At 60.9% G+C, this 20,016-nt stretch carries 14 protein-coding genes; 5 read left to right on the forward strand and 9 right to left on the reverse strand.

Annotated elements, in window-relative coordinates; genetic code table 11:
- Positions 1–458: 458 nt before the first annotated feature.
- From G5S37_RS26670 to G5S37_RS26685, 4 genes are all read right to left on the reverse strand, one after another.
- Entirely contained in the window at positions 459–1,817 is a 1,359-nt protein-coding gene (locus G5S37_RS26670) for an MBL fold metallo-hydrolase (RefSeq protein WP_165208376.1), read from the reverse strand.
- A gap of 444 nt (positions 1,818–2,261) precedes the next feature.
- Positions 2,262–3,593, reverse strand: a complete 1,332-nt coding sequence (locus G5S37_RS26675) for a CHASE2 domain-containing protein (RefSeq protein WP_165208378.1) — start codon at positions 3,591–3,593, stop codon at positions 2,262–2,264.
- A 74-nt stretch (positions 3,594–3,667) separates the two neighbouring features.
- Positions 3,668–5,635: an alpha-1,4-glucan--maltose-1-phosphate maltosyltransferase gene (locus G5S37_RS26680; RefSeq protein ID WP_165208380.1), complete on the reverse strand. Its 1,968-nt coding sequence runs from the start codon at positions 5,633–5,635 to the stop codon at positions 3,668–3,670.
- A gap of 222 nt (positions 5,636–5,857) precedes the next feature.
- Entirely contained in the window at positions 5,858–6,577 is a 720-nt protein-coding gene (locus tag G5S37_RS26685; RefSeq protein WP_206026156.1) for a SprT-like domain-containing protein, read from the reverse strand.
- 125 nt (positions 6,578–6,702) lie between these two features.
- Between G5S37_RS26685 and G5S37_RS26690 the strand changes: the two genes are divergently transcribed.
- Complete coding sequence (locus G5S37_RS26690) at positions 6,703–7,608, forward strand: hypothetical protein (RefSeq protein WP_165208384.1); 906 nt, start codon at positions 6,703–6,705, stop codon at positions 7,606–7,608.
- Between the two features lie 250 nt (positions 7,609–7,858).
- Here G5S37_RS26690 and epsC read toward each other — a convergent pair whose 3' ends face one another.
- Together epsC and G5S37_RS26700 are read right to left on the reverse strand one after the other, a co-directional pair.
- Complete coding sequence (gene epsC / locus G5S37_RS26695; protein ID WP_165208386.1) at positions 7,859–8,761, reverse strand: serine O-acetyltransferase EpsC; 903 nt, start codon at positions 8,759–8,761, stop codon at positions 7,859–7,861.
- Between the two features lie 598 nt (positions 8,762–9,359).
- Entirely contained in the window at positions 9,360–10,754 is a 1,395-nt protein-coding gene (locus G5S37_RS26700; RefSeq protein ID WP_165208388.1) for an FAD-linked oxidase C-terminal domain-containing protein, read from the reverse strand.
- 365 nt (positions 10,755–11,119) lie between these two features.
- Here G5S37_RS26700 and G5S37_RS26705 point away from each other — a divergent pair, with 365 nt between their 5' ends.
- A complete protein-coding gene (locus G5S37_RS26705; protein WP_165208390.1) occupies positions 11,120–11,737 on the forward strand; it encodes a class I SAM-dependent methyltransferase in 618 nt (205 codons plus the stop codon).
- Positions 11,738–12,132: 395 nt separating this feature from the next.
- Here G5S37_RS26705 and G5S37_RS26710 read toward each other — a convergent pair whose 3' ends face one another.
- Entirely contained in the window at positions 12,133–14,292 is a 2,160-nt protein-coding gene (locus G5S37_RS26710) for a beta-galactosidase (RefSeq protein ID WP_165208392.1), read from the reverse strand.
- Positions 14,289–15,695, reverse strand: coding sequence for a Gfo/Idh/MocA family oxidoreductase (locus tag G5S37_RS26715; protein WP_165208394.1), 1,407 nt, complete (start codon positions 15,693–15,695; stop codon positions 14,289–14,291). Before G5S37_RS26715 ends, G5S37_RS26710 begins: the two co-directional genes overlap by 4 nt.
- 636 nt (positions 15,696–16,331) lie before the next feature.
- On the opposite strand from G5S37_RS26715, the gene G5S37_RS26720 reads away from it, so the two are divergent.
- The 3 genes from G5S37_RS26720 to G5S37_RS26730 all read left to right on the forward strand — a co-directional run bounded on the left by G5S37_RS26720 (position 16,332) and on the right by G5S37_RS26730 (position 19,484).
- Positions 16,332–16,898: a hypothetical protein gene (locus G5S37_RS26720; RefSeq protein ID WP_165208396.1), complete on the forward strand. Its 567-nt coding sequence runs from the start codon at positions 16,332–16,334 to the stop codon at positions 16,896–16,898.
- Between the two features lie 65 nt (positions 16,899–16,963).
- Positions 16,964–18,373, forward strand: coding sequence for a hypothetical protein (locus G5S37_RS26725; protein ID WP_165208398.1), 1,410 nt, complete (start codon positions 16,964–16,966; stop codon positions 18,371–18,373).
- 475 nt (positions 18,374–18,848) lie between these two features.
- Positions 18,849–19,484 (forward strand): GNAT family N-acetyltransferase, encoded by a 636-nt coding sequence (locus G5S37_RS26730; protein WP_206026157.1) that lies wholly within the window; start codon positions 18,849–18,851, stop codon positions 19,482–19,484.
- Between the two features lie 147 nt (positions 19,485–19,631).
- On the opposite strand, the gene G5S37_RS26735 is transcribed toward G5S37_RS26730, so the two are convergent.
- Positions 19,632–19,988, reverse strand: a complete 357-nt coding sequence (locus G5S37_RS26735; RefSeq protein ID WP_165208400.1) for a hypothetical protein — start codon at positions 19,986–19,988, stop codon at positions 19,632–19,634.
- Positions 19,989–20,016: the final 28 nt, after the last annotated feature.

Here is a 20,016-nt window from a genome sequence, read left to right on the forward strand (position 1 = left end):
GAGACTCGGGCTGCGAAGGGAACTTCGGGGAGCGTAGACCTTGTGAGCCAAATATTCTTTGATAGCAGGACGAGTTGAAAACAGATCGCTTAAACGCGACGAACTTACCCAGCGTGTCGCAGAAGGCCCAAGGATCGGGAACGCCTCGTTCCCGTCAGCGCTCAACACGCCTGGTGACGTCGCATGTCGAGCACCCGTGGTGATCCAAAAGAGTGCTTCGACGGATACACGCCATAGACCTTTTCACCCACGGGAACGAGGCGTTCCCGATCCTTGGGCCTGTGTCACGTCCATGTTCCATGGATGCACTTGTCGCATGAACCACTCCAGGTAGCCGACGTCCTTCACAGAAAGACTCGGTTTCAACATTCCTTGGTGTCACTCATTGCCCAGAGGTTATATCACGTGTGACTGCTCCGCACTGACCGCACACGGAGTGGTCGGACCACCATGCCCACCTACCACAGCTGAATCTGCTGGCCGCCTTCCGGAGCCATCACTTCTGACGACTGGGGAAGTTCGCGGGCCAACGTCTGCTGGAACCAGGCCTGGGCGGGTGGGTCGCCGTGCACGAGGAGCACCTTGGCAGGTGCAACCTGCTTCACGTAGTCCACGATGGATTCGCGGGTGGAATGCGCGCTGAAGTCGTAGCTTTCGACACGGCAATGCACTTCCACGGCGGGGAGCTTGGGGTCAAGGACCACGGGCTCTCCGGGCTTGGCATTCCTCACACGGTAGCCGGGAGTTTCCGGGTCCGTGTAGCCGACGAAGGCCACGGTGTTGCGCGCGTTGGGCAGGAACTGGCGGGCGAACTGGTTGGACGTGGTGCCTTCGCTCATCATGCCACTGGAGAGGGCATAGATGGTCTGCGGGTTGTAGGTCAGTTCCTTCTTGCGCTTGCGCGGGGCGACGAGGGTGCGCATGTCTTGCAGAATGCGGAAGCCCTCGTAGTTGCGCCGGGTCTTGTGCGCGTACTGGTCATACATCACGGTGACCTTCGTGCTCAGGCCACCGATGACCACGGGCGCGGGTGGGATGAGCTCCATCTCCACCAGCTCATGCATCATCACGAGCACTTCCTGGGATTTACCCAGGGCGAAGACGGGAATGAGCACCGCGCCATTGACCTCGAACGTCTCACGGATCGCTTTGCCCAGGCGCTCCTTTTCACCGCGCCGGGAGAAGTCCTCGGGTCGCTGGTAGTCGCCACGCGTGGTCTCGATGATGAGTGCATCGATGCCTTCCGTGGGGAAGTCCGCGCCTTTCGTGATGGTCTGGGATTCGAAATTGACGTCGCCGGAGTAGAAGAGCGTCTTGCCCCCGTGCCGCAGACGCACGCCCACGGAGCCCATGATGTGACCCGCATCGTAGAACGTGCACTCCACATCGGTGCCCGGGAGCATGAAGGGCTTGCGCAGGTCGCGGTAGTCCCACTGGGAGACGATGCCGTCGATTTCCTTGTGCGTGAAAAGCGGGTACTCGTGGATCTGCAGCTCATCGCGCTGGCTGGACATCACGTTTACCGAATTGTGCAGCATGCCGGCGGTGAGCTCGCCGGTGGCCTCGGTCATGAAGACGGGCGTCTTCGGCTGCTGGCGCTGGAGCACCGGCAGCGAGCCGATGTGGTCATGGTGCGCGTGGGTGATGATGATGGCGTCCGCACTGTTGTACGGCACGGCGCTGTGGTTCGGCAATGAGTCCAGGCCCTTCTCACGGGGATGCGCTCCGGCATCCAGAATGATGCGGCTGCCGCCGGCTTCGATGAGGTAGGAGTTTGCGCCGATTTCCTTGCGGCGCAGCAAACTGCGAAAAGTCATGAGAGAGAGGTCTAACTGAATCGCGCCTCAGCGCGAGCCTGCACCCCTACGGGCAAAAAAGGATGTTGGCAAGGCGGAGCTGATATCCGGGGGGGGTTGGGAGGAGCGGGGCGGAGCGATCCAGCCGACCGGGCAAATACGGTTGGGTGAGTTTGGGTGCAGGGTGTTCAACGCAGCGCCGAGCGGAGCGAGACGACTGCGAAGCAGCCCGAAGGGTGAGGACGGCAGGACGAATCAAACACAGAGACGCAGAGGAACTTCGGAGACTGAAACTGAAAATACCGTGCGCGATACGCGGGACATGGATTCCTTCCGGGCGGAATCACGCGCGGCGCGTCTTCGGATTTAGCAATCTCATTCTCAGTCTCCGAAGTTCCTCTGCGTCTCTGTGTCTCTGCGTTGAATCCCATGCAGGTGACCACACCCATACCTGCCGCCCCAACGCTACACTGCCGCCGAACCCTCAGCCACGGCAGGTGCATCCTTCCCGACCTCATCCACAGGAATGACCTTCCGATACGGCCAGAGGAAGCAGAAGAGCGTGGTCGTGGCGAGCACCACGGTGGCGGAAGCGGGGGACCACCACCAGAGGGAGGACTGGAAGGTGAGCATGCACACGATGGCGGCCAGGGCTGCGAGGAGCACGCCGGCCAGCAGGGCCTTGATACGCCCCCGGTGAAACTGCCACAGCGAGAAGAGCGCCACAGCGCCGGCAAACGCCCAGTCACCCCACACCGGAGCGCGGTGCAACTGCGGCACCGCAAGCGCCTGTGCGATGGCCTGGGCCTGCGACGCAGCCACGGCTCCCGTACCAATCACCAGTACCTTCCCCTTGCCCAGGGTCTGCGCCGTGGCCGCGAGGGTGGGCTCATCCGCCAGTGGGTCGAAGAGCCCAAGGGCATCCAGCGTGGGTACGGAGGGTTTCTTCAGCAGCTTCATGGTCCCGCCTTCCTCCAGCGGCACGATGTGGGCATCACTGAGACTGAGGCGGGCTCCCTGGCCAAAACGAAGGCTCAATTCAGAAGACGCCATGCGGCGGAAACGTGAAACCGCCTGTGCCGCAAGCGAGGGTACGAGGTGGGTGCCATCATTGGCAACAAAGGGGAATGATGCTGACCCAGCGCTCTGCTTCTTGTCCCTGTCCTTGTCCTTGTCTCCCTCGGTCGCAGGTGCAGGTGCAGCCGAAGACACGCGCGCAATGCCCATCTCCTCAGTGCCGATGCGCAAGACCTTGTCCGGAAGGCGGGTGATACTCTTGAAGGAGGCGGTCGCTGCTGCGGGATTGCCCGCGCCTTCCTCGTTGAAGGAGGGCATGCCGCGCTCCAAAAATTCCTTCTGCTCAGGGGACATCTCGATGGCCTCCGTGGAAACATCGAACCCGAGAATCAGCGAAGGCACCGGAAGCAGCGCGACTCGAAGCTGCTGGATGAATTCCGCGTTAGCCCCCTCCCACCGGAGTGGCTCCGTAAAGGCCAGCACGCTGGGCTCCGCGGGTGAGAGCTTCTTCAGGAGCATGATGTAGTCCAGAGGCGCCGGCGGCCACGCTTCGAACTCCGCCTTGTCCTCCTCGCGGAAATCGATGAAGACCACCTCCGACGAAGTTTCCGGCACGGCCTTCGCAAAGCTGTCCTGCGAATTTGCCACGAGGAAATCCAGGAAGCCCTGCTCATACTCGTGGACACGCGCCCGATATTCCGGCGACAGGCGCAGTCCCACGACATGCCCCACCAAGGCCGCCGTGAGCAGGACAGCAAAGGTGATGACGCGTGCTTTCATGAGAGAGTGGGGACGGAACGGAAAACGAAAGTAGAAGGCCGGGGAGAGTGCATCTTCTTCAGCAGGCACCTCGCTTACACTTCAATGCGGAACAGATGCATGAAGGTGGCATTCGGATCAAGGTGCACAAAATTGGAACTGCCCTGCCAGGTGTAGCTGTTGCCATGCAGCACATCATGCACCTGATACGGCCGGTCATTCGGCAGCCCCAGCGCGGCCATGTCCAGATGCACCATGGTGGAGACGCCATGGTGTGGATTGATATTGATGATGGCGAGTGTGCGGCTCGACCAGTCGGGTGTCGCCTTGCTGAAGGCAATCACGTCGGGGTGCTCCGCATTGTGGAAGCGCAGGTTATCGTAGAGCTGCAGCGCGCGGTTCTCATTGCGGGCGCGGTTCACTTCGCGGATGAAGCCCTTGATGTTGTTGGGTGAGTTCCAATCACGCCATGCGAGCTGGAACTTCTCCGAGTCCAGGTACTCCTCGCGACCGGGCAGCGGCTTGCCCTCGCAGAATTCATAACCCGAGTACATGCCCCAGCTCGGCATGAGCAGCGCAGCGAGTGCGGCGCGAATCTTGAAGGCGGACGCGGGCGCATTCTGCAGTGGGAAGGGCAGGATGTCCGGCGTGTTCGGCCAGAAGTTCCCGCGGTAGTAGTGCTTCATCTCACCGGCACTGAGTTCGGTGGCATACTCGGTGAGGCCCTGCTTCTCCTCGCGCCAGGTGAAGTAGGTGTAGCTCTGGCTGAAGCCAATCTTCCCGAGGGCCTGCATCATGCGTGGCTTCGTGAAGGCCTCTGCGAGGAAGATGACCTCCGGGTCACGCGCCTGCACCTCGGCGATGAGCGTCTCCCAGAAGGCGACGGGCTTGGTGTGCGGATTGTCTACGCGGAAAATCTTCACGCCGTGACCCACCCAGAACAGCACTACGTCGATGAGCTCACGCCACAGCGCCTTCCAGTTCGGGTTGTGGAAGTTCAGCGGGTAGATGTCCTGGTACTTCTTCGGCGGATTCTCCGCGTAGCGAATGGAGCCGTCCTCGCGCTGGTAGAACCACTCCGGATGCTCCGCGACATACGGGTGGTCCGGGGAGCAGTTGATGGCGAAGTCGAGGGCAATTTCCAGGCCGCGATTCCGCGCCTCCTGCAGCAGCCACTGGAAGTCCTCCATGGTGCCCAGGGCGGGCTCGATGGCGCGATGCCCGCCCTCTGCGGAGCCGATGGCCCACGGGGACCCCACGTCACCGGGATACGCCTTGAGCGTGTTGTTCTTCCCCTTGCGATTGCTCACGCCAATCGGGTGAATCGGCGGGAAGTAGATGACATTAAAGCCCATGTCCTTCGCGTCGTCGAGACGGGGAAGGCAATCGCGGAAGGAGCTGTGCTTGTCTCCCCTGCCCTCGGCGCTGCGGGGGAAGAACTCGTACCACGCGGAGAAGCGGGCCCGCTCACGCTCCACAATCACGCGGAACCCGCGCGAGATGGTGCTGAGGCTGCGGTCCTGATGCCGGTCCAGGATGGATTGCAGCGCGGGGCCGAGCAGGATTTCGATGAGCTCCGAGGCAGGCAGCACGCGGAGCATCTCGGCGAGCTGGGTGATTTCCACCGCGGTATCCGCGGCACCGGCCGCACGGGCACGCTGCGCTGCGCCGTCCAGCAGGCGGGCTCCTTCGCGGGCCTCGATGCCGAGTTCGGGGTCATTCGCATCGTACTTGGCCTTGAAGTGCTTCTTCCAGGTGAGCCACTCGTCTGCCCAGGCCTCCACCACATACTCCCAGCGGCCTGCCTTGGGGAAGCTGCACTGGCCGGTCCAGCGGTCATTCTCCATCGGCTTCATGTTCGCCTCGTACCAGCGGCTGCTGCCAGCGGGGCGCCACTTCAGCACGGCGCAGAGGATGACGTGGCCGTCCGTGAAGATATCCGCGAAGACGTCCAGCGGCTCGCCGATGACACGCTTGATGAGATAGTTCTCCGCCCCGAGGTCGGGGAAGAAGTTCTCAATGACGCAGGTGGGGGCGTGAGCGGGACGGACAGTAGACTCCATGACGGGCTGGAAGATGGGCAGGAACGCCGCCCGCGCAACCAGCACGGGGTGGGAGGAGGGTTGATAGTCTATGGTCGATGGTTGATAGCCTGAGCCTGAATCTGAAGGCAGCCCATGGTCTGTGGCCGTGGAGCCATCCCTGGACGAACGCAGCACATGACGGTGCTCCCTTCAGTTTCAGGCTATCAACTATCGACCCTCAACCATCAACTCCCCTCCAGTTCAGTCCTTTTTCCCAATCAGCAGGAACTGAAAACGGACGTCATACCGGCCGTGGTTGTGCATCTTGCAGCAGGCGAGGCAGGCGGTGTGGCGCTGGAACTTCCTCACCCTCTCCACTTTGACGGCGCAGGAGGGGCACTGGTAGGTGAAGTTCCGCGTCTGCTTCGACCGCGGGAGTGGCAGGGTGTGCCGGGCGGATTCGTCAGGAATGCCGAGGTCCGCACACGCCTTCCGCCACTCCTTGCCGTGCGGGTCGATGCGTTTCCGTCCCGCGCGGGCGTAGGCGATGAGGTGGGCCAGCTCGTGCTTCAGGGTGCGGTCCACCTGCCCGGGGAAATCCGCCAGGAGGGGGTTCAGCTCGACCTTCCACATGGGCCACTTCGCGTACCCGGCAGTGCTGCGGAGCTTGCGATTCCACTCCACCTTCAGCTTCATGGCCCCTTCGTGCAGGCCCAACCGGTCCAGCCAATCCCGCGCCTGCTTCTCTAATACCGCATCCCGGCCGCGACGCTCGAGGGAGGTCGAAATCTCATTCCCTTGCTCGTGCTCCTGCTCTTGCTCTGACTCGGCAGCAGTTCCATCCACCACCGGCGGCTCCTGCAGATGCTGCTTCAGGATGGGCAGCGTCCTCGCCTCCCGGCGCGCCGGAAGCCGCGTCTTCATCGATTCCAAAAAGCTGAACCACAACTGCCGCACCGCAGACGGCGACTCACGTTCCATATGCGCGAAAGGTTCTGTAACCCAGCAGAATTTGCAACTGGCGGGAACGAAGTAGCGCGAACTAAAGATGGAGGTCGGGGATTGACAGAGGGTCGGTTTCGCGGCGGGATGCATGGCACCTACTCATGAGCACCGTCTTCGAATCCGTCCTGAAGCACCTGAAAGCCCGGCACCATGATGAGGGGGAACTCGCGAGGCTGGTGCACGAAGATGTGGTGATTGACGATCCCACTTCCTCCGAGCCCGCTCCTCTGGAAGAATTTCTCAAGTGGTGGCCGCACGAGGTCAGCATCCTGCACTCCGTAAGCTCGGAGACGGATGGCGCGGTCGTGTTTGAACATCTCCACAGTGGAACGGGCATGCCCGCTCGCACGTCGTGGCACCTGGAATTTCATGATCAGCGCATCTCGAAAGTCGTGGTCGGCGGGCAACACGCGCACATCCTCTACGATAGGAGCCTGCACAGGAAAAGGGACCGTCTGTTGTCGGACTTTGGCTTTCGTCATTTCGACGCGACACGGGATTCACGAGAGCTCCTGAAGCGCGCAGATGCAGCCCTGGAAGAGGAGCGTGGGTGTCCGCTGGAATACAGTTCCTCCGACGTCCTGCTGAATGAAGAACTGCTTTACATTCCCTTCCCGTTCCTTTCCGTCGGCAGTTCAGGGTACCTGGTGGACCGCAAGACCTTTCATGCCGAATCGCTGGGTTCCGCGTTCGACGTCGCTATTCACGTGTGGGCGCACTACCGTGGCTTTGCGAAGGGACTCACGGGAGATGAACGCGGCAATGATTTGGTCATCACGGCTGTGCGCGACTGGCGTGCGACGGAGAATCTGTTTCGCAACATCTTCGGAGGCAAAGCGTGGAAGGAGTTCCTTCCAGGATTGAAGAACCTGCCCTTCAGAATTTGCAATGTCGACCTGTACCGGGAAAGGGACAACCTCTGGAAAGCAGAACTGCGTGGGTGGTTCCGCTTTGAGATCACGCCACCAACGGTGACCAACGAGGATGCTGACGAAAATGCATCGTAGCCTGCGACCACCGATTCCCATGGGTTTCTGGCAGACCACGCAATGGAATGGCACTGGGCGTGGTCACGTGCATTGGATTCAACACAGAGACACGGAGACGCAGAGGAACTTCGGAGACTGAATTGAAACTGAGATCGAAGCTGAAACTGCCTCCCCTCAATGCAAGCGGGAGCTCTACTGTATTTCTCAGTCTCTGTGCGCTCTGCGTCTCTGTGTTGAATCCAATGCACGTGACCACACCCACTCCCCCCTAGCTCGCCCGCTTCTTCGACTTGTCCAGCATGCGGAAGTCCTGGTCACCCACGGCGAGCAGGGTATCCGCCGCGATGCTGTGCATGAGGAAGACATTCGCGCCAATAGTGCTGCGCGCGCCGATGGTGGTATCGCCACCAAGGACGGTCACGTTGGGATAGATGGTCACGTGGTCCTCGACATTCGGGTGACGCTTGATGCCCTTCACGGGATTGCCCTTTTCATCCTTGGCAAAGCTGCGCGCACCAAGGGTGACGCCGTGGTAGAGCTTCACGTGATGGCCAATGACACACGTCTCGCCGATGACGACGCCGGTGCCGTGGTCGATGAAGAAATGCGTGCCAATCTGCGCGCCGGGGTGGATATCGATGCCGGTGCGGCTATGCACCCACTCCGTCATCATGCGCGGGATGAGCGGTACGCCCATCTTGTAGAGCTCATGCGCGGCGCGCTGGATGGCGATGGCCTCCAGTCCGGGATAGGCGAGGATGATTTCCTCGTAGCTCTTCGCCGCAGGATCGCCCTCATACGCGGCCTCCACATCCGTCTGAAGCACGCAGCGGACTTCGGGCAGCTTCGAGAGGAACTTGCAGCAGTAGTCCTGTGCCAGCGCCTTGCTGCCGGAGCCGTCGCCATTTTTGTAGCGCAGGCTGTGGGCGATTTCTTCGCTCAGTTGCGAGCGCACATTGGCCACCAGTTCATTGGCAGCGAGCGGCAGTTCATCGGCAGAGACGGCCTCTTCAGAATAGAAACCTGGAAAGAGCAGGTGCAGGAGGTCATCACACAAGATCGCGATGACATGCTTCGAGGGCAGGTTCGTCCCATCGAAATGATTGATGCCACCGATTTCCTGGTAGGACTTGAGCAGTCCCGTAACGATTTCTTCCTGACGGCAATCCATGGATATGAAGCAGTTGCTTTTCACCGCCGACCGAAGCCAGCGGGACGGGCACTTTACCGCAGCTGGCCGTTTTGGCACTGAAAAGTTGCAGGGGGTCGGGGTTGTGAGTGGGAGCCGACTTGGAGGATACGTCCAGGGGTGCGGAGGTGAGGCTGCCGGGAACGAAGAAGCACCGGGAAAGGCAGGTAGCCCGGAGGGCCTTCGACTGCGCGTTCATAGGATGGCTGCCCGTTGGGCTGACGGTGGGCGTGCCTGCGGGAGCTGATGGAGGCGATGATGGTCAGGCCGGAGGCCTAACGCCCACTGTCAGGCGGGACGCCTAACCTCCGGTCGCTGCCACATCAAAAGCGTAGAGAAATGTTCCTGCGCGTCTCTGCCTCCTTTGCGTCGAGGTCTACCACGCCGAGGTACATCCACGATCCTCCCACCCTACCCTTCCATCCTCTGCGTCCTCTGCCTCTCTGCCCCTTTGCGGTTAACCGGAAGCGTCCTTGTGGTGTGATAGGTGAAGGCAAAGGCGCGGGAGGTGTTGCTGGTCAGGCGGGACGCCTAACGACCGCTGTCAGGCGAGGACGCCTAACCTCCTGGAGCTCTCCACCTACCCCTGCACGAACTTGCCCGGATTCAGCAGCCCGAGGGGGTCCAGCGCGGCCTTGAGGCGACGGTGTGTGGCGAGAGCCCCCTCCCCCACGGCCTCGGGGAACCAGCGCTGCTTCGCGATGCCGATGCCGTGCTCGCCGGTGATGGCACCGCCGAGCTCCAGCACCTTGTGGAAGAGGCGGTCCAGCGCCACCTCGGCGCGCTCGCTCTGGGCCGGGTCATTCATGTCCGCGACCATGATGTTCACATGGATGTTGCCATCGCCTGCATGGCCGAAGCAGGCCACGGGGAAACCGCTCTCCTGCTGGAGCAGCTCGGCAAAGGTGACGAGTTCCACGAGCTTCCCGCGTGGGACCACGATGTCTTCATTCAGCTTCGTGAGCCCCGTGGCGCGCAGGCTGTAGGAGAACTCGCGACGGAGCTTCCAGAATTTCTCGCACTCGGCATCGCCCACCGCCGTGTTGACTTCGAGTGCGCCGAGCGACGTGAGCAACACGCGCAGGTTCTCAATTTCCAAAGGCACGGCTTCCGGCTGGCCATCCACTTCCACGATGAGATGCGCATCGCCGGAGGGCACGCCCTCGCCCAGGTAGTTCCGCGCGGCCTGCAGCGTGAAGCGGTCGCTGATTTCCAAAGCAGAAGGAAGGTGCCCGCTGCCAAGGATGCGCTGTACCGCCGTGGCGGCATCGGCGAAGTTCGCGAACCCGGCACCGAGCATGGCCCGCAGCGGTGGATGCGGGATGAGGCGCAGGGTGATCTCCGTTACGATGCCCAGCATGCCCTCGCTGCCCACGAAGAGGCCGATGAGGTCGAAGCCTGTCTTGTTCTTATGACAGCGACCACCGGCGCGCAGCACGGTGCCATCGGCCAGCACAGCTTCGAGACCCAATACGTAGTGGCGCGTGACGCCGTACTTCAGGCAGCGTGGACCACCCGCATTCGTGGCGATGTTTCCGCCCAGGGAGCACTCGCGCAGGCTCGCGGGGTCAGGCGGGTAAAACCAACCCTGCGAGCGTGCCGCATCCTGCAGGTCCCCCGTGATCACGCCCGGCTGCACCACCGCGAGGCCATCGGCGATGTTCAGCTCCAGAATCTTGTTCATACGCGCCAGCGAGAGCGCGATGCCTCCCTGCAGCGGCACGCAGCCTCCCACATACCCCACGCCCGAGCCACGCGGTGTCACTGGGATGCGGCGCTCCGTGGCGAACTTCATGAGCGCGCTGACCTGTGCGGTGCTCTCCGCAAAGACCACCACCTCCGGCGGGTGCGAAGCGAACCACTTGTCCGTGCTGTGCACCGCCAGCGTACCCTCCTCCGTGGAGACATTCGAAGGACCGAGCAGTGCGATGAGTTCAGGAAGCCAGGCAGGTGGCTGTGGCTGGGAAGAGGGCATGTTGATTCCTAGCAGGGGAAGGCGGGGTGGGCATCTGGAAATCGAGAGGGGGTGAGACAGCTAAGGCATCCGATTGAGGGCGGCGGAGCGACGCCGAAGGCCCTGGACTGCGTGCAGCCTGCTGCCGCTTTCCCTCAGTGCAGCCTGCTGCACGCTTCACCGCGACGAAGTCGCCAAGCTTTCAAGGCACATCATACTACGAGCAAGTAGCATCATCGCCGCAGCAGGCTGCGGACTCTTCAAAGCGGCAGCAGGCTGCCGCAGTCCAAGGACGCTGCGCGTCAGCTTCAGGACACGATTTCTCTTCGTTTACTCTAACCTTTCCATGTTACATCATATCGCCGCATACCCTTCCTGCCTTCCCCATGACCCCGCAGCAAGTCGCCCAGAGCTACGACCAGATCGCGTCCGTTTGGAACAGCGATGACTTCCACCGGGCCAATGGCATCCCACAACACGAGCGGGCCATTCGATTCTGCGACAACAAAGGCAATGGCACTGCCACCGCTACGGCCATCGATATCGGCTGCGGCAGCAGTGGGCGCATCATCGACCTGTTGTTACAAAGGGGCTTCGTGGTCGAGGGACTCGATATCTCCACCGAGATGCTAAAGCTCGCAAAGCAGCGACATCCGGAGGTGACGTTTCATCAGGCAGATATCTGCACGTGGGCATTCCCTCAGAAGTATAACTTCATCTCCGCCTGGGACAGCATCTGGCATGCACCACTCGCCGAACATGAACAGATTCTCCGCAAGCTGTGCGATGCGCTGACTGCAGGAGGCGTGCTCATCTTCACCAGCGGCGGCGTGGACCAACCGGGAGACACCACCAACCCCTGCGAAGGCCAACCGATGTACCATGCCGCGTTGGGAATACCCAAGCTGCTGGAGGTCGTTTCACAGCAGGGCTGTGTCTGTCGGCACCTGGAGTATGATCAGTTTCCGGAGCTGCACGTGTATTTGATTGTGCAGAGGAGTTAGAGCGTAGGCATCGAGTTGCATTCATTGAGCCGTGCCATCCTCTCAAGGAGTGGGGCCATTCCTGGCCCCATTTGAGGTGTGCTACGCCCCCAAGACACAAGCACCCATGCATGTGAACGAAGCGATGGCTTCGCAGGGAGCGGCACTAGCCTAGTGCCGTCATAGGCAGCGTGGCCACGCAAAGACCTTGGAAGCGCCCGTTAAGCTTCGGAAGATGGGCTCCGCACCCCGTTTTGCCCACCACCGGCACTAAGGCTAGTGCCGCTCCCTGCGAGCCGGCCTATCCACTTTTAGAGATGCGCATCCTCAATGGTGCTCATCACGCGCCAAAATGGGGCCAGGAATGGCCCCACTCCTTGGGACTGACGCCATGCTTCCTGGGATGGTCCACGCATTCACTTCCTACCACCCAGCGCCTCCACCACATCCACCCCATCCGGCAGCTTCTCCTTCAGCAAGGCATACAGCGAGGGCTTCCACGGGTCCAGGTCCACGATGATGCTGCTGGTGTTCCCGAGATACTTCCCCGTGCGCAGGTCATACACATGCGCCGGTTCCGCGAGCAGGGCCTGCGTTTGAATGGGCTTCTCCAGTGTTTCGTTCCCACCGGCCTGGGCGAGGTCCTCGCTCATGTGGTAGTCGATGTTCCGCTCGAAGGCGACGAGCCTGGCGTTATTCCCAAGCTTGTAGCGGTGAATGCGCACGCAGTCGTCGGGGGCCACGCGGATGGGTGGTGGATCGATGCCAACGGAAGTGTTCGCCAAGTCAGGCATGGACTCCCGCTCCTCCGCGGTCATCTCACCCAGCCGATTGGCCGGATAGCTCGCCATGTCGTACGGAGAGCCATAACCGGGCTCTTCCCCCCTTTTGAACTGACTCCCAGATTGCCCGACAGTACGGGACAGGTAGGGCAGCAGATGTTGCCTGGGACCTGTGTGCCTGCCATGACCATCGAAGCTTCCGGTGGGATTGCTTGCCACCAGTCGCCAGTGGTCATCCGGTTGACTATCACGCCAGCGATAAATGGCCAAAGCCTCCTTGTCAGTGATGGCATAACTCTGCGGCATCACGAACATGCGGTAGCCGCCACTCTCCAACGCTCCATTTTCAATCTGCTCCGTGCTGAGGAAGCGCGGTGAATAGCCTTGGTCCTGCAGACGCTTCACCCAGCCGTTGCGCACCCGCGCATGCCGGTTGTGCTTTCCCTCATGGCTGCTGAAACGTCGCGGCCATGTGCGACCATCCGCCGTGCTCTCAATGAGCCATGCCACCTGGATGCTCGCCTGTGAATAGTGAATAGCGATGGGGTCGTATTCCTTCTCCGCGCCCAGGAAGAGCTTCGCCAGCGGTGAGGTCATCTCCTTCAATGTGGGCGCAAGGGCCTTGCCTTTGTCCGTGAGTGGCGCATCGGGCTTCGACATGTCCACGCAGTCCTCGCTCCACCAGATGATGCATCCTTTGTCCCCTTCCAGAAGGAGATGCCACAGGCGACGCATGGCGTGATTCGTATCCTTCTCGAAGAGCGTGCATACGACAGGCTTTCCCGGCATGAAGCTGCCAAAGATCTCACGCGCATTTGCCACGTCATAGGGCTCCACCCAGTCGAGGCTTTGCGACAGCTTCCACAGGTCGTAGCCACCAAACGCATGCGGCATCTGCGTGCCCTCGATGCCGACAGGCGTGGCGGCATCTACCTCGCGCGCGGACTGGCGCAGCGTATGCAGCGTGCGTGCGAGCACGCTGTCCATGTAGGTGCGGAAGTCGCACCACGGGGAGAAGTTCCAATTCACGACCTGTTGCTGGGCCGTGATAGGCAGATCCAGTTTCACCCGCTTCAGCGCGCTCCAGTCCGGCGGGGACTTCGGCATGCGCTCGCCCGTGACCATGCGCGCCTTGATTTGGTCCGTGGTGAAGGGGCGCACGTCTTCCCACGTGGCGAAGTCCGAGTCCCACTGATCGTTCAGCTTCTCAAGGGTGCTGTACTGTTCCTTCAGCCAGGCACGGAATCCTTCGAGGCTCTTCGGCGAGAAATCATAGTCGAAGGGATTTGCCGAGGTGGTGACGGAGAGTTCATCCCGCAGGTCATACAACAGCGGCTGATGCTCGCGATGTTTCGTGGCGGCGCGCACCACTTCCTTCTTCGACTGCTCCAGCCATGCCTCGTCCTCCAGGCAATAGGGGCGCACCAAGGCAGCCGCATCCTCCCGGTTCTCCATCCAGCCATTGATGAACCCGCTCCAGTCCGTGACGGGCGAGCGGAATTTCAAATACAGGCCGGTGCGGACAATATTCTCCACATAATAAGGCAGGCCCGCTTTCAGATAAGCGGCTGGGTCGCCCTCACCCGTGACCATGCCTGCGGTCACGCCCATCTCGCCTGCGCGCTGCAGGAAGAGCGGCACGCGCTCCGGTTTCTCCACCGACTTGCCACTCACCCAGAGGATGACCTGGTATGCAGGCCACGGCCTCAGCGTCGCCTCCTCAGCACACGCCCTGCCTGTCAGGATACCGGACAGCAGGGCTCCGAGGATGGCGACGATAGGGCGGCAATTCACACAGGCGTGACTTCAAATCCTTTCCGGTACTCGCGGGTGAGCATGGCCTGCGCAGGCGCACTGTCAACGGCACCACGGCTGATCTTCATCTGGGCCGCATCCCACTCCAGCGTCTCACCGGGGAAGCGCGCGGCGACGTTGCCAAGCTGCACCGTTTCCGAGAGCGGCGCGGCGTAGTGGAAGCCATCGCTGGTCTTCTTGCCTTCGAAGATGGCATCCACCCAGACGTGACGATGGTTGAGGCCCACGACATCCTTGGGATAAGCAAAGGTCTGGAACTTCTCCTGCGGATACATGCGCGGCCCAGCCACGTGCGGCAGAATCATATTCCCGCCTTCACCGATGATGAGCGAGCCCGCCTTGGGCAGGCTGAGGTTGTCCGGCATCTGCGCGAGTTCCTTCGGCGGCTGCAGCTTGCCATCATACCAGGTCACGGGAATCGTCTTGCCCGCGGTGAAGTTCGTACCGGGGAAGGTGTAGTACACCCTCTCAGGACCTGGCCACACCTCCTTGTTCGTGCCGGAGTGCTCGGCGCGAATCGTCGTGGGCGCGGTGAGTTCCAGCGCGGTGAAGATGGGGTCCAGGATGTGGCAGGCGAAATCACCTAGCGCGCCCGTGCCGAAGTCCTGCCAGTCACGCCACACAAAGGGGTGATAGGCATCCGACACATAGGGACGCATGGGCGCGGGCCCAATCCACAGGTCCCAGTTCACATTCGCCGGAGGCGCGGACTCCAGGCTCTTCGGCGGACGGTCGTCGAAGCTGGTGCGCTCACGGCCATCCACACTCACCCAGGAGTGCACTTCCTTGATCTTGCCAATCGCTCCCTCACGCAGCAGGCGCACGCCCAGGCGGTAGGCGAGGTCTGAGTGGATTTGATTTCCCATCTGCGTGATGACGCCGGTCTTCTCCGCCCAGAGTTTCATCTGGCGGCACTCCCACACCGTGTGGGCGAGCGGCTTCTGGCAGTACACATGCTTGCCACGCTTCATGGCCTCGATGCTGGCACGCGCATGGGAATGGTCTGGCGTGGCCACGCACACGGCGTCCAGGCCATCACCCAGCTTGCTGTACATCTCCATGTAGTCGGCGAAATGCGCCACACCCGGGAAGGCCTTGTCCGCCTTCGCGAAGCGGTTGCTGTCGATATCGCAGAAGCCCACGAACTTCACCTTCTCGTGCGAGCCCACGTTCGTCATGTCGCTGAAGCCCATGCCGTCCGCGCCAATCACGGCCAACTGCAGGGTGGAGTTCAGCGGCTTGGAAAAGGAACCGCTGGGCAGGATGAAAGGAGCACCAATGGCAGCAGCTGCGGTCTTGAGGAAACCACGGCGCGAAGGGATGCGAGAAGCAGATGCGGGCGCAGGTGCGGATGCAGAGGTCGGGGTCGTGTGATGACGCATGATGAGGATACTGGGAAGCGCCCGGGATGTTTCAGGCCCAAGGTGACGGAAACTCGTACAAATGTCCCATGGGGGTGAAGAAGACGCAACCCAACCAAGGTGGCCTTTCCCGTCTGCGGATGGATATCTCGACCAGGCATCCGAAGTTGCAGCCTGAAGGGCTGCAGGAGCCCAGCCCAGGGTTAGGGAGCCTTAGCGACCGACACCCTGGGTGGTGTATTAGGATGTATTCGACCCTGAAAGGGTCGCGGAGTCGTCGCACAGCCGATGCGGCACAGCAGACCAAGTACACCCTCTCCCCGACCCCTTCAGGGTCGCATGACTTCTTTGGGAGCCGTCCCAGGGTGTCGGTCGCCTGAAGCTCCCTAACCCTGGGCTGGGCTCCTGTGCCCCTTCAGGGCACGGCGTCCATGCTCATACCGGTGAAGGAGACTGTCGCACCAGCCCTCTATTCCGCGTCTCCCCTGAAACATCCCCCTGCGGACAGATTACCAAGCCGCACCCTTGCATTGTGCACCATCACGCCTAGAAAAGCGTCACATCCACTGCGCCCTGCACAAACATCCGGTACAGGCGCATCGCTCATCGGCGAAGCGCCTGCTTCATCTCAGTTCCACTTCCCTTTTCCTTCTTTCCATGAACTCAAAGCACTCACCGCGTCGCAGGGCCATCCTCCTGGCTGCGGTTGGACTTTTCCTCATTCCCGTCGCAGGCATCACCCTCGCCGAGTCTCCCACTCCTGCGAACACCGACACGCCCACGGCCGCCGCGAAGGCTTTCTACGACATCCTGATCAAACACAAAGTCTCCGGTCTCCCCACCAAGGATGCCTGGAAGGAACTGCAACCGCGCCTTTCCTCGAAGCTCATCTCCCTGCTGGAAGCCGCCCGCGCGGAGCAGGCTGCCTTCATCAAAAAGAACCCTGACGAAAAGCCGCCCTATATCGAAGGCGACCTTTTCAGCAGCCTCTTCGAAGGCCCCCAGACTCATGCTGAAGGAGAGGCCAGCGTGAACAGTGACACGGCGGAAGTGCCCGTGAGCTTCACCTACACCGAAGGCGGCAACACCACCAAGTGGACGGACACACTCATCTTCGTCAGAGGCCCTCTCGGCAACTGGCTGGTGGACGACGTGCGCTACGGCGGCGGCTGGGACTTCGCACCGAAGGGCACACTCTCCGAAGGACTGAAGGCGCGCGAATAACTTAGCTCATCACGCTGCCACCTGCGTCACATCGTTCATCCACATCACCACATTTCCCTCCCGTCATGAAACTTTTCCCCGCGCTCCTGAGCCTGGCCATCGCTGGAGTCGTCTGCGGCCGCAATGCATGGGCTGCCGACGCGAAACCTGCCGCCACTCCCACGGCTACTGCCGAGGCCGAGACACTCCAACGACTGGCTGACATGCATCGCCAGCAGGTCCAAAAGCTCGGCGAGCTCGAAATCCTGCGTCAGGATCACACGCACCCGAATTCCTTCCCTCCCGAATCCCAGACCCTGGTGCTTCGCCTGGGGAATGGCGTGGAAGTGGTGACCGAACGCCGCATGGAAAACAACGTCGTGGTGCAGAAGGACTACTTCCTCAATGACAACCGGGTGTACGCCTACCGCGTCACCCGCCATGACCCCAGCATGGACGACAAGACCAAGCGGGTCTCGGAAAGCCAGTTCCTCTTCGACAAGGGCAATCCAGTTTACAACGTCCTGGTCGCAGTCCGCGTGCCCATGAATGAGGAATCGCCGAGCTTCGCCAAGGCAAAAGAACAGGTGCTCCCCATCCCCGCCGGTCTGGAAGGCTGGGGTGACAAGCTCACCGTCCGCGCCTTCGATATCGCCCGCGGCTTCCGGTCGGGTGTTGGGCGTTATGCGTTCGGTGACTGGGACGGGTGGCTCCTGAAGAAGGCACCGCCGGAGGACAAGACTCCCCAGACTCAAAGAGAGCGCCCCAAGGACTGGCTGCCTTCACCCGACACCCTGGTGCTCCCCATCGCAGACTCGCTCAGCCCGGACGGTCTTTATGAAATCGGCTGGGGTTATGAGAAAGGTCCCGTCGACTGGAAGAAGCTCGCCTTCATGGAAGGCCCAGACGACGGCCCGAACTATCCCACCTTCTCCACGAAGCTGGCGGACGGCCCCCTCACGCCCGAGATGGAGGAAGACGGCGACTTCGTGGTGAACCACGTCACCGGCAAGACTCTGGTGAAGCTCGACATGGATTACCCCGGCGAGCGCCAGCGTTTCAACCATGATGAGCTGAATGCGCACTGGTCCCCCTCCTCCACCTGCTTCGTCGTGCAGGCCGAGCAGAAGTGGTCCACCGAATATGCCCAGGTCGGCTGGATCAAGGACGGCTCCTGCGAGGGGGCTTATCACATCCTCGAAGTCCTCGAACACGCCGCCGAGGATGCCGTGAAGAAATCCAAGCACCCCGCCGCCGCACGCCTGAAGAAGACCGGCGATGAACACGAGGGATATTCTTTCACCCTCTCCAAGATCATGGTGGAAGATGACGGCAGGTTCGAAGCACGCGTCGTGGGGCAGATTCCCAAGGACGACCTGCCCAGCGGTCTCTACGAAGTCATCCTCGAAGGCGCCTTCTCACCCGGCGAAAAAGGCGGCCCCGCCAAGCTCAAGGTGGGCAAGACGCGTGTGCTGCCACCGATGAAAAACGAGTAGAGTGTCTCAGGCATCTCCACTTCCATGCGGACGTTTTCATCGGGCCGCGAGTAGTACCAGGACGACTTGAAACAGGCCTTTAACGCGACGCACTTACCCAGCGTGTTGCGACAGACCCAAGGAGTGGGGGCATTCCTGCCCCCATTTTTTGCGCGTGAAGAGCACCACTGAGATCGCACCTCTCTATACAGTGGACAGGCCGGCTCGCAGGGAGCGGCACTAGCCTTAGTGCCGATGGTGAGCAAAATGGGGCGCGGAGCCCACCTTCCGAAGCTTTATGGGTGCGTCCAAGTTCTTTGCGTGGCCACGCTGCATGTGACGGCACCAAGCTAGTGCCGCTCCCTGCGAAACAGTCGCTTCGTTGACATACATGGTTGAAGGGTGATCCCATCCGTAGCACACCTTTAATGGGGACAGGAATGTCCCCACTCCTTGGGCCTATGCCATGCTCGTGTTCCATGGATACCCTGGTGGCATGAACCGCTCTAAATGGTCTGACGTCGTTCTGATAAAGACTCGATTACAACCTCTCCCTTGGTATAGCCTGACACGTGACTCCGACGAGCCGCTCCGACAAAAACAAATGCAGCCCACCATCATACTGCGCCAGTGGAATGACTCTGACATGGAAGCCTTCGCTTCCATGAATGCCGATGCGGAGGTGATGCGATTCTTCGCGCGCCGATGGACGGCGGAGGAATCCCGGGAGGCCATGCAACGGTTTCGGCAGGGGATTGAGCAACGAGGCTGGGGCCTGTGGGCAGTCGAGGTGGATGGTGATTTCGCGGGGTTCACGGGCTTGTCGGAACCCAAGTTTTCAGCTCACTTCACTCCATGTGTCGAAGTAGGCTGGCGATTCCGGCAGGAGTATTGGGGCCGCGGCATCGCCTTCGCTGCCGCTCAACAGGCGGTCGATTACGCCTTTTCGGTTTTGCGCCTCAAGCAGTTAGTCTCCTTCACCACAGCCTCCAATCTGAGATCACGCAAGCTGATGGAGCGCTTGGGGTTCACTCACGACCCAAGCGAGGATTTCATGCATCCTCTGCTGGAGGCAGACCACCCACTGCGGCATCATGTCCTGTACCGAAAATGGGCCGACTCTGATGATTAGTTAGATGACGTACAGAAGTTTAGAGTGTGCGGGAAGAGCGTGACCTGCATCAGGATAACGTGCGCAAGTCACGAGTGCTGTCTCCGATGAAGAACAAGCAGGTGTGATGGCAGGATGAAGGCGCTCCACCTAGTACAGTAGTCGCTTCTATACTGAGTACCTCTCCCGCCAACCTATGTGAGCGATCCAACTCCGAAGGTCGGCCACAAACACCTCTCTATCGAAGTCGGGGATTCTGTATCTTTCAAGCACCTCCGGCACTTCATCAAACAACCGCTGCATCACTTCCTGCTTTCGAGCTTCCGGCGTTGCGGCGCTCATTGCCGGGAGATCCAACATGATGTCCATGTAAACCTTCGATTCTTTCCTCGAATAACGAAGACGTCGTTTGAGGTTTAAGGCCGAATCCTGGCACATCAAAACCACCACTATCTCGCTCAATCCTTCCCCATAGTTTTTCGGAGCAAAATGCTTCCTGCACGGGCCTGAAAGCTCTTCAATCACTGAGCCGATTCCCGATTCAACATCCGTG

Source organism: Roseimicrobium sp. ORNL1 (assembly GCF_011044495.1).
Lineage (GTDB): Bacteria > Verrucomicrobiota > Verrucomicrobiia > Verrucomicrobiales > Verrucomicrobiaceae > Roseimicrobium.

Bases quoted from the DNA above. Each gene is read 5' to 3' on its own strand.
- G5S37_RS26670 (WP_165208376.1), bottom strand. From the start codon at position 1,817: ATGACTTTTCGCAGTTTGCTGCGCCGCAAGGAAATCGGCGCAAACTCC.
- epsC (WP_165208386.1), bottom strand. From the start codon at position 8,761: ATGGATTGCCGTCAGGAAGAAATCGTTACGGGACTGCTCAAGTCCTAC.
- G5S37_RS26720 (WP_165208396.1), top strand. From the start codon at position 16,332: ATGAACTCAAAGCACTCACCGCGTCGCAGGGCCATCCTCCTGGCTGCG.
- G5S37_RS26690 (WP_165208384.1), top strand. From the start codon at position 6,703: ATGAGCACCGTCTTCGAATCCGTCCTGAAGCACCTGAAAGCCCGGCAC.
- G5S37_RS26725 (WP_165208398.1), top strand. From the start codon at position 16,964: ATGAAACTTTTCCCCGCGCTCCTGAGCCTGGCCATCGCTGGAGTCGTC.
- G5S37_RS26715 (WP_165208394.1), bottom strand. From the start codon at position 15,695: ATGCGTCATCACACGACCCCGACCTCTGCATCCGCACCTGCGCCCGCA.
- G5S37_RS26680 (WP_165208380.1), bottom strand. From the start codon at position 5,635: ATGGAGTCTACTGTCCGTCCCGCTCACGCCCCCACCTGCGTCATTGAG.
- G5S37_RS26700 (WP_165208388.1), bottom strand. From the start codon at position 10,754: ATGCCCTCTTCCCAGCCACAGCCACCTGCCTGGCTTCCTGAACTCATC.
- G5S37_RS26685 (WP_206026156.1), bottom strand. From the start codon at position 6,577: ATGGAACGTGAGTCGCCGTCTGCGGTGCGGCAGTTGTGGTTCAGCTTT.
- G5S37_RS26730 (WP_206026157.1), top strand. From the start codon at position 18,849: ATGAACCGCTCTAAATGGTCTGACGTCGTTCTGATAAAGACTCGATTA.
- G5S37_RS26705 (WP_165208390.1), top strand. From the start codon at position 11,120: ATGACCCCGCAGCAAGTCGCCCAGAGCTACGACCAGATCGCGTCCGTT.
- G5S37_RS26675 (WP_165208378.1), bottom strand. From the start codon at position 3,593: ATGAAAGCACGCGTCATCACCTTTGCTGTCCTGCTCACGGCGGCCTTG.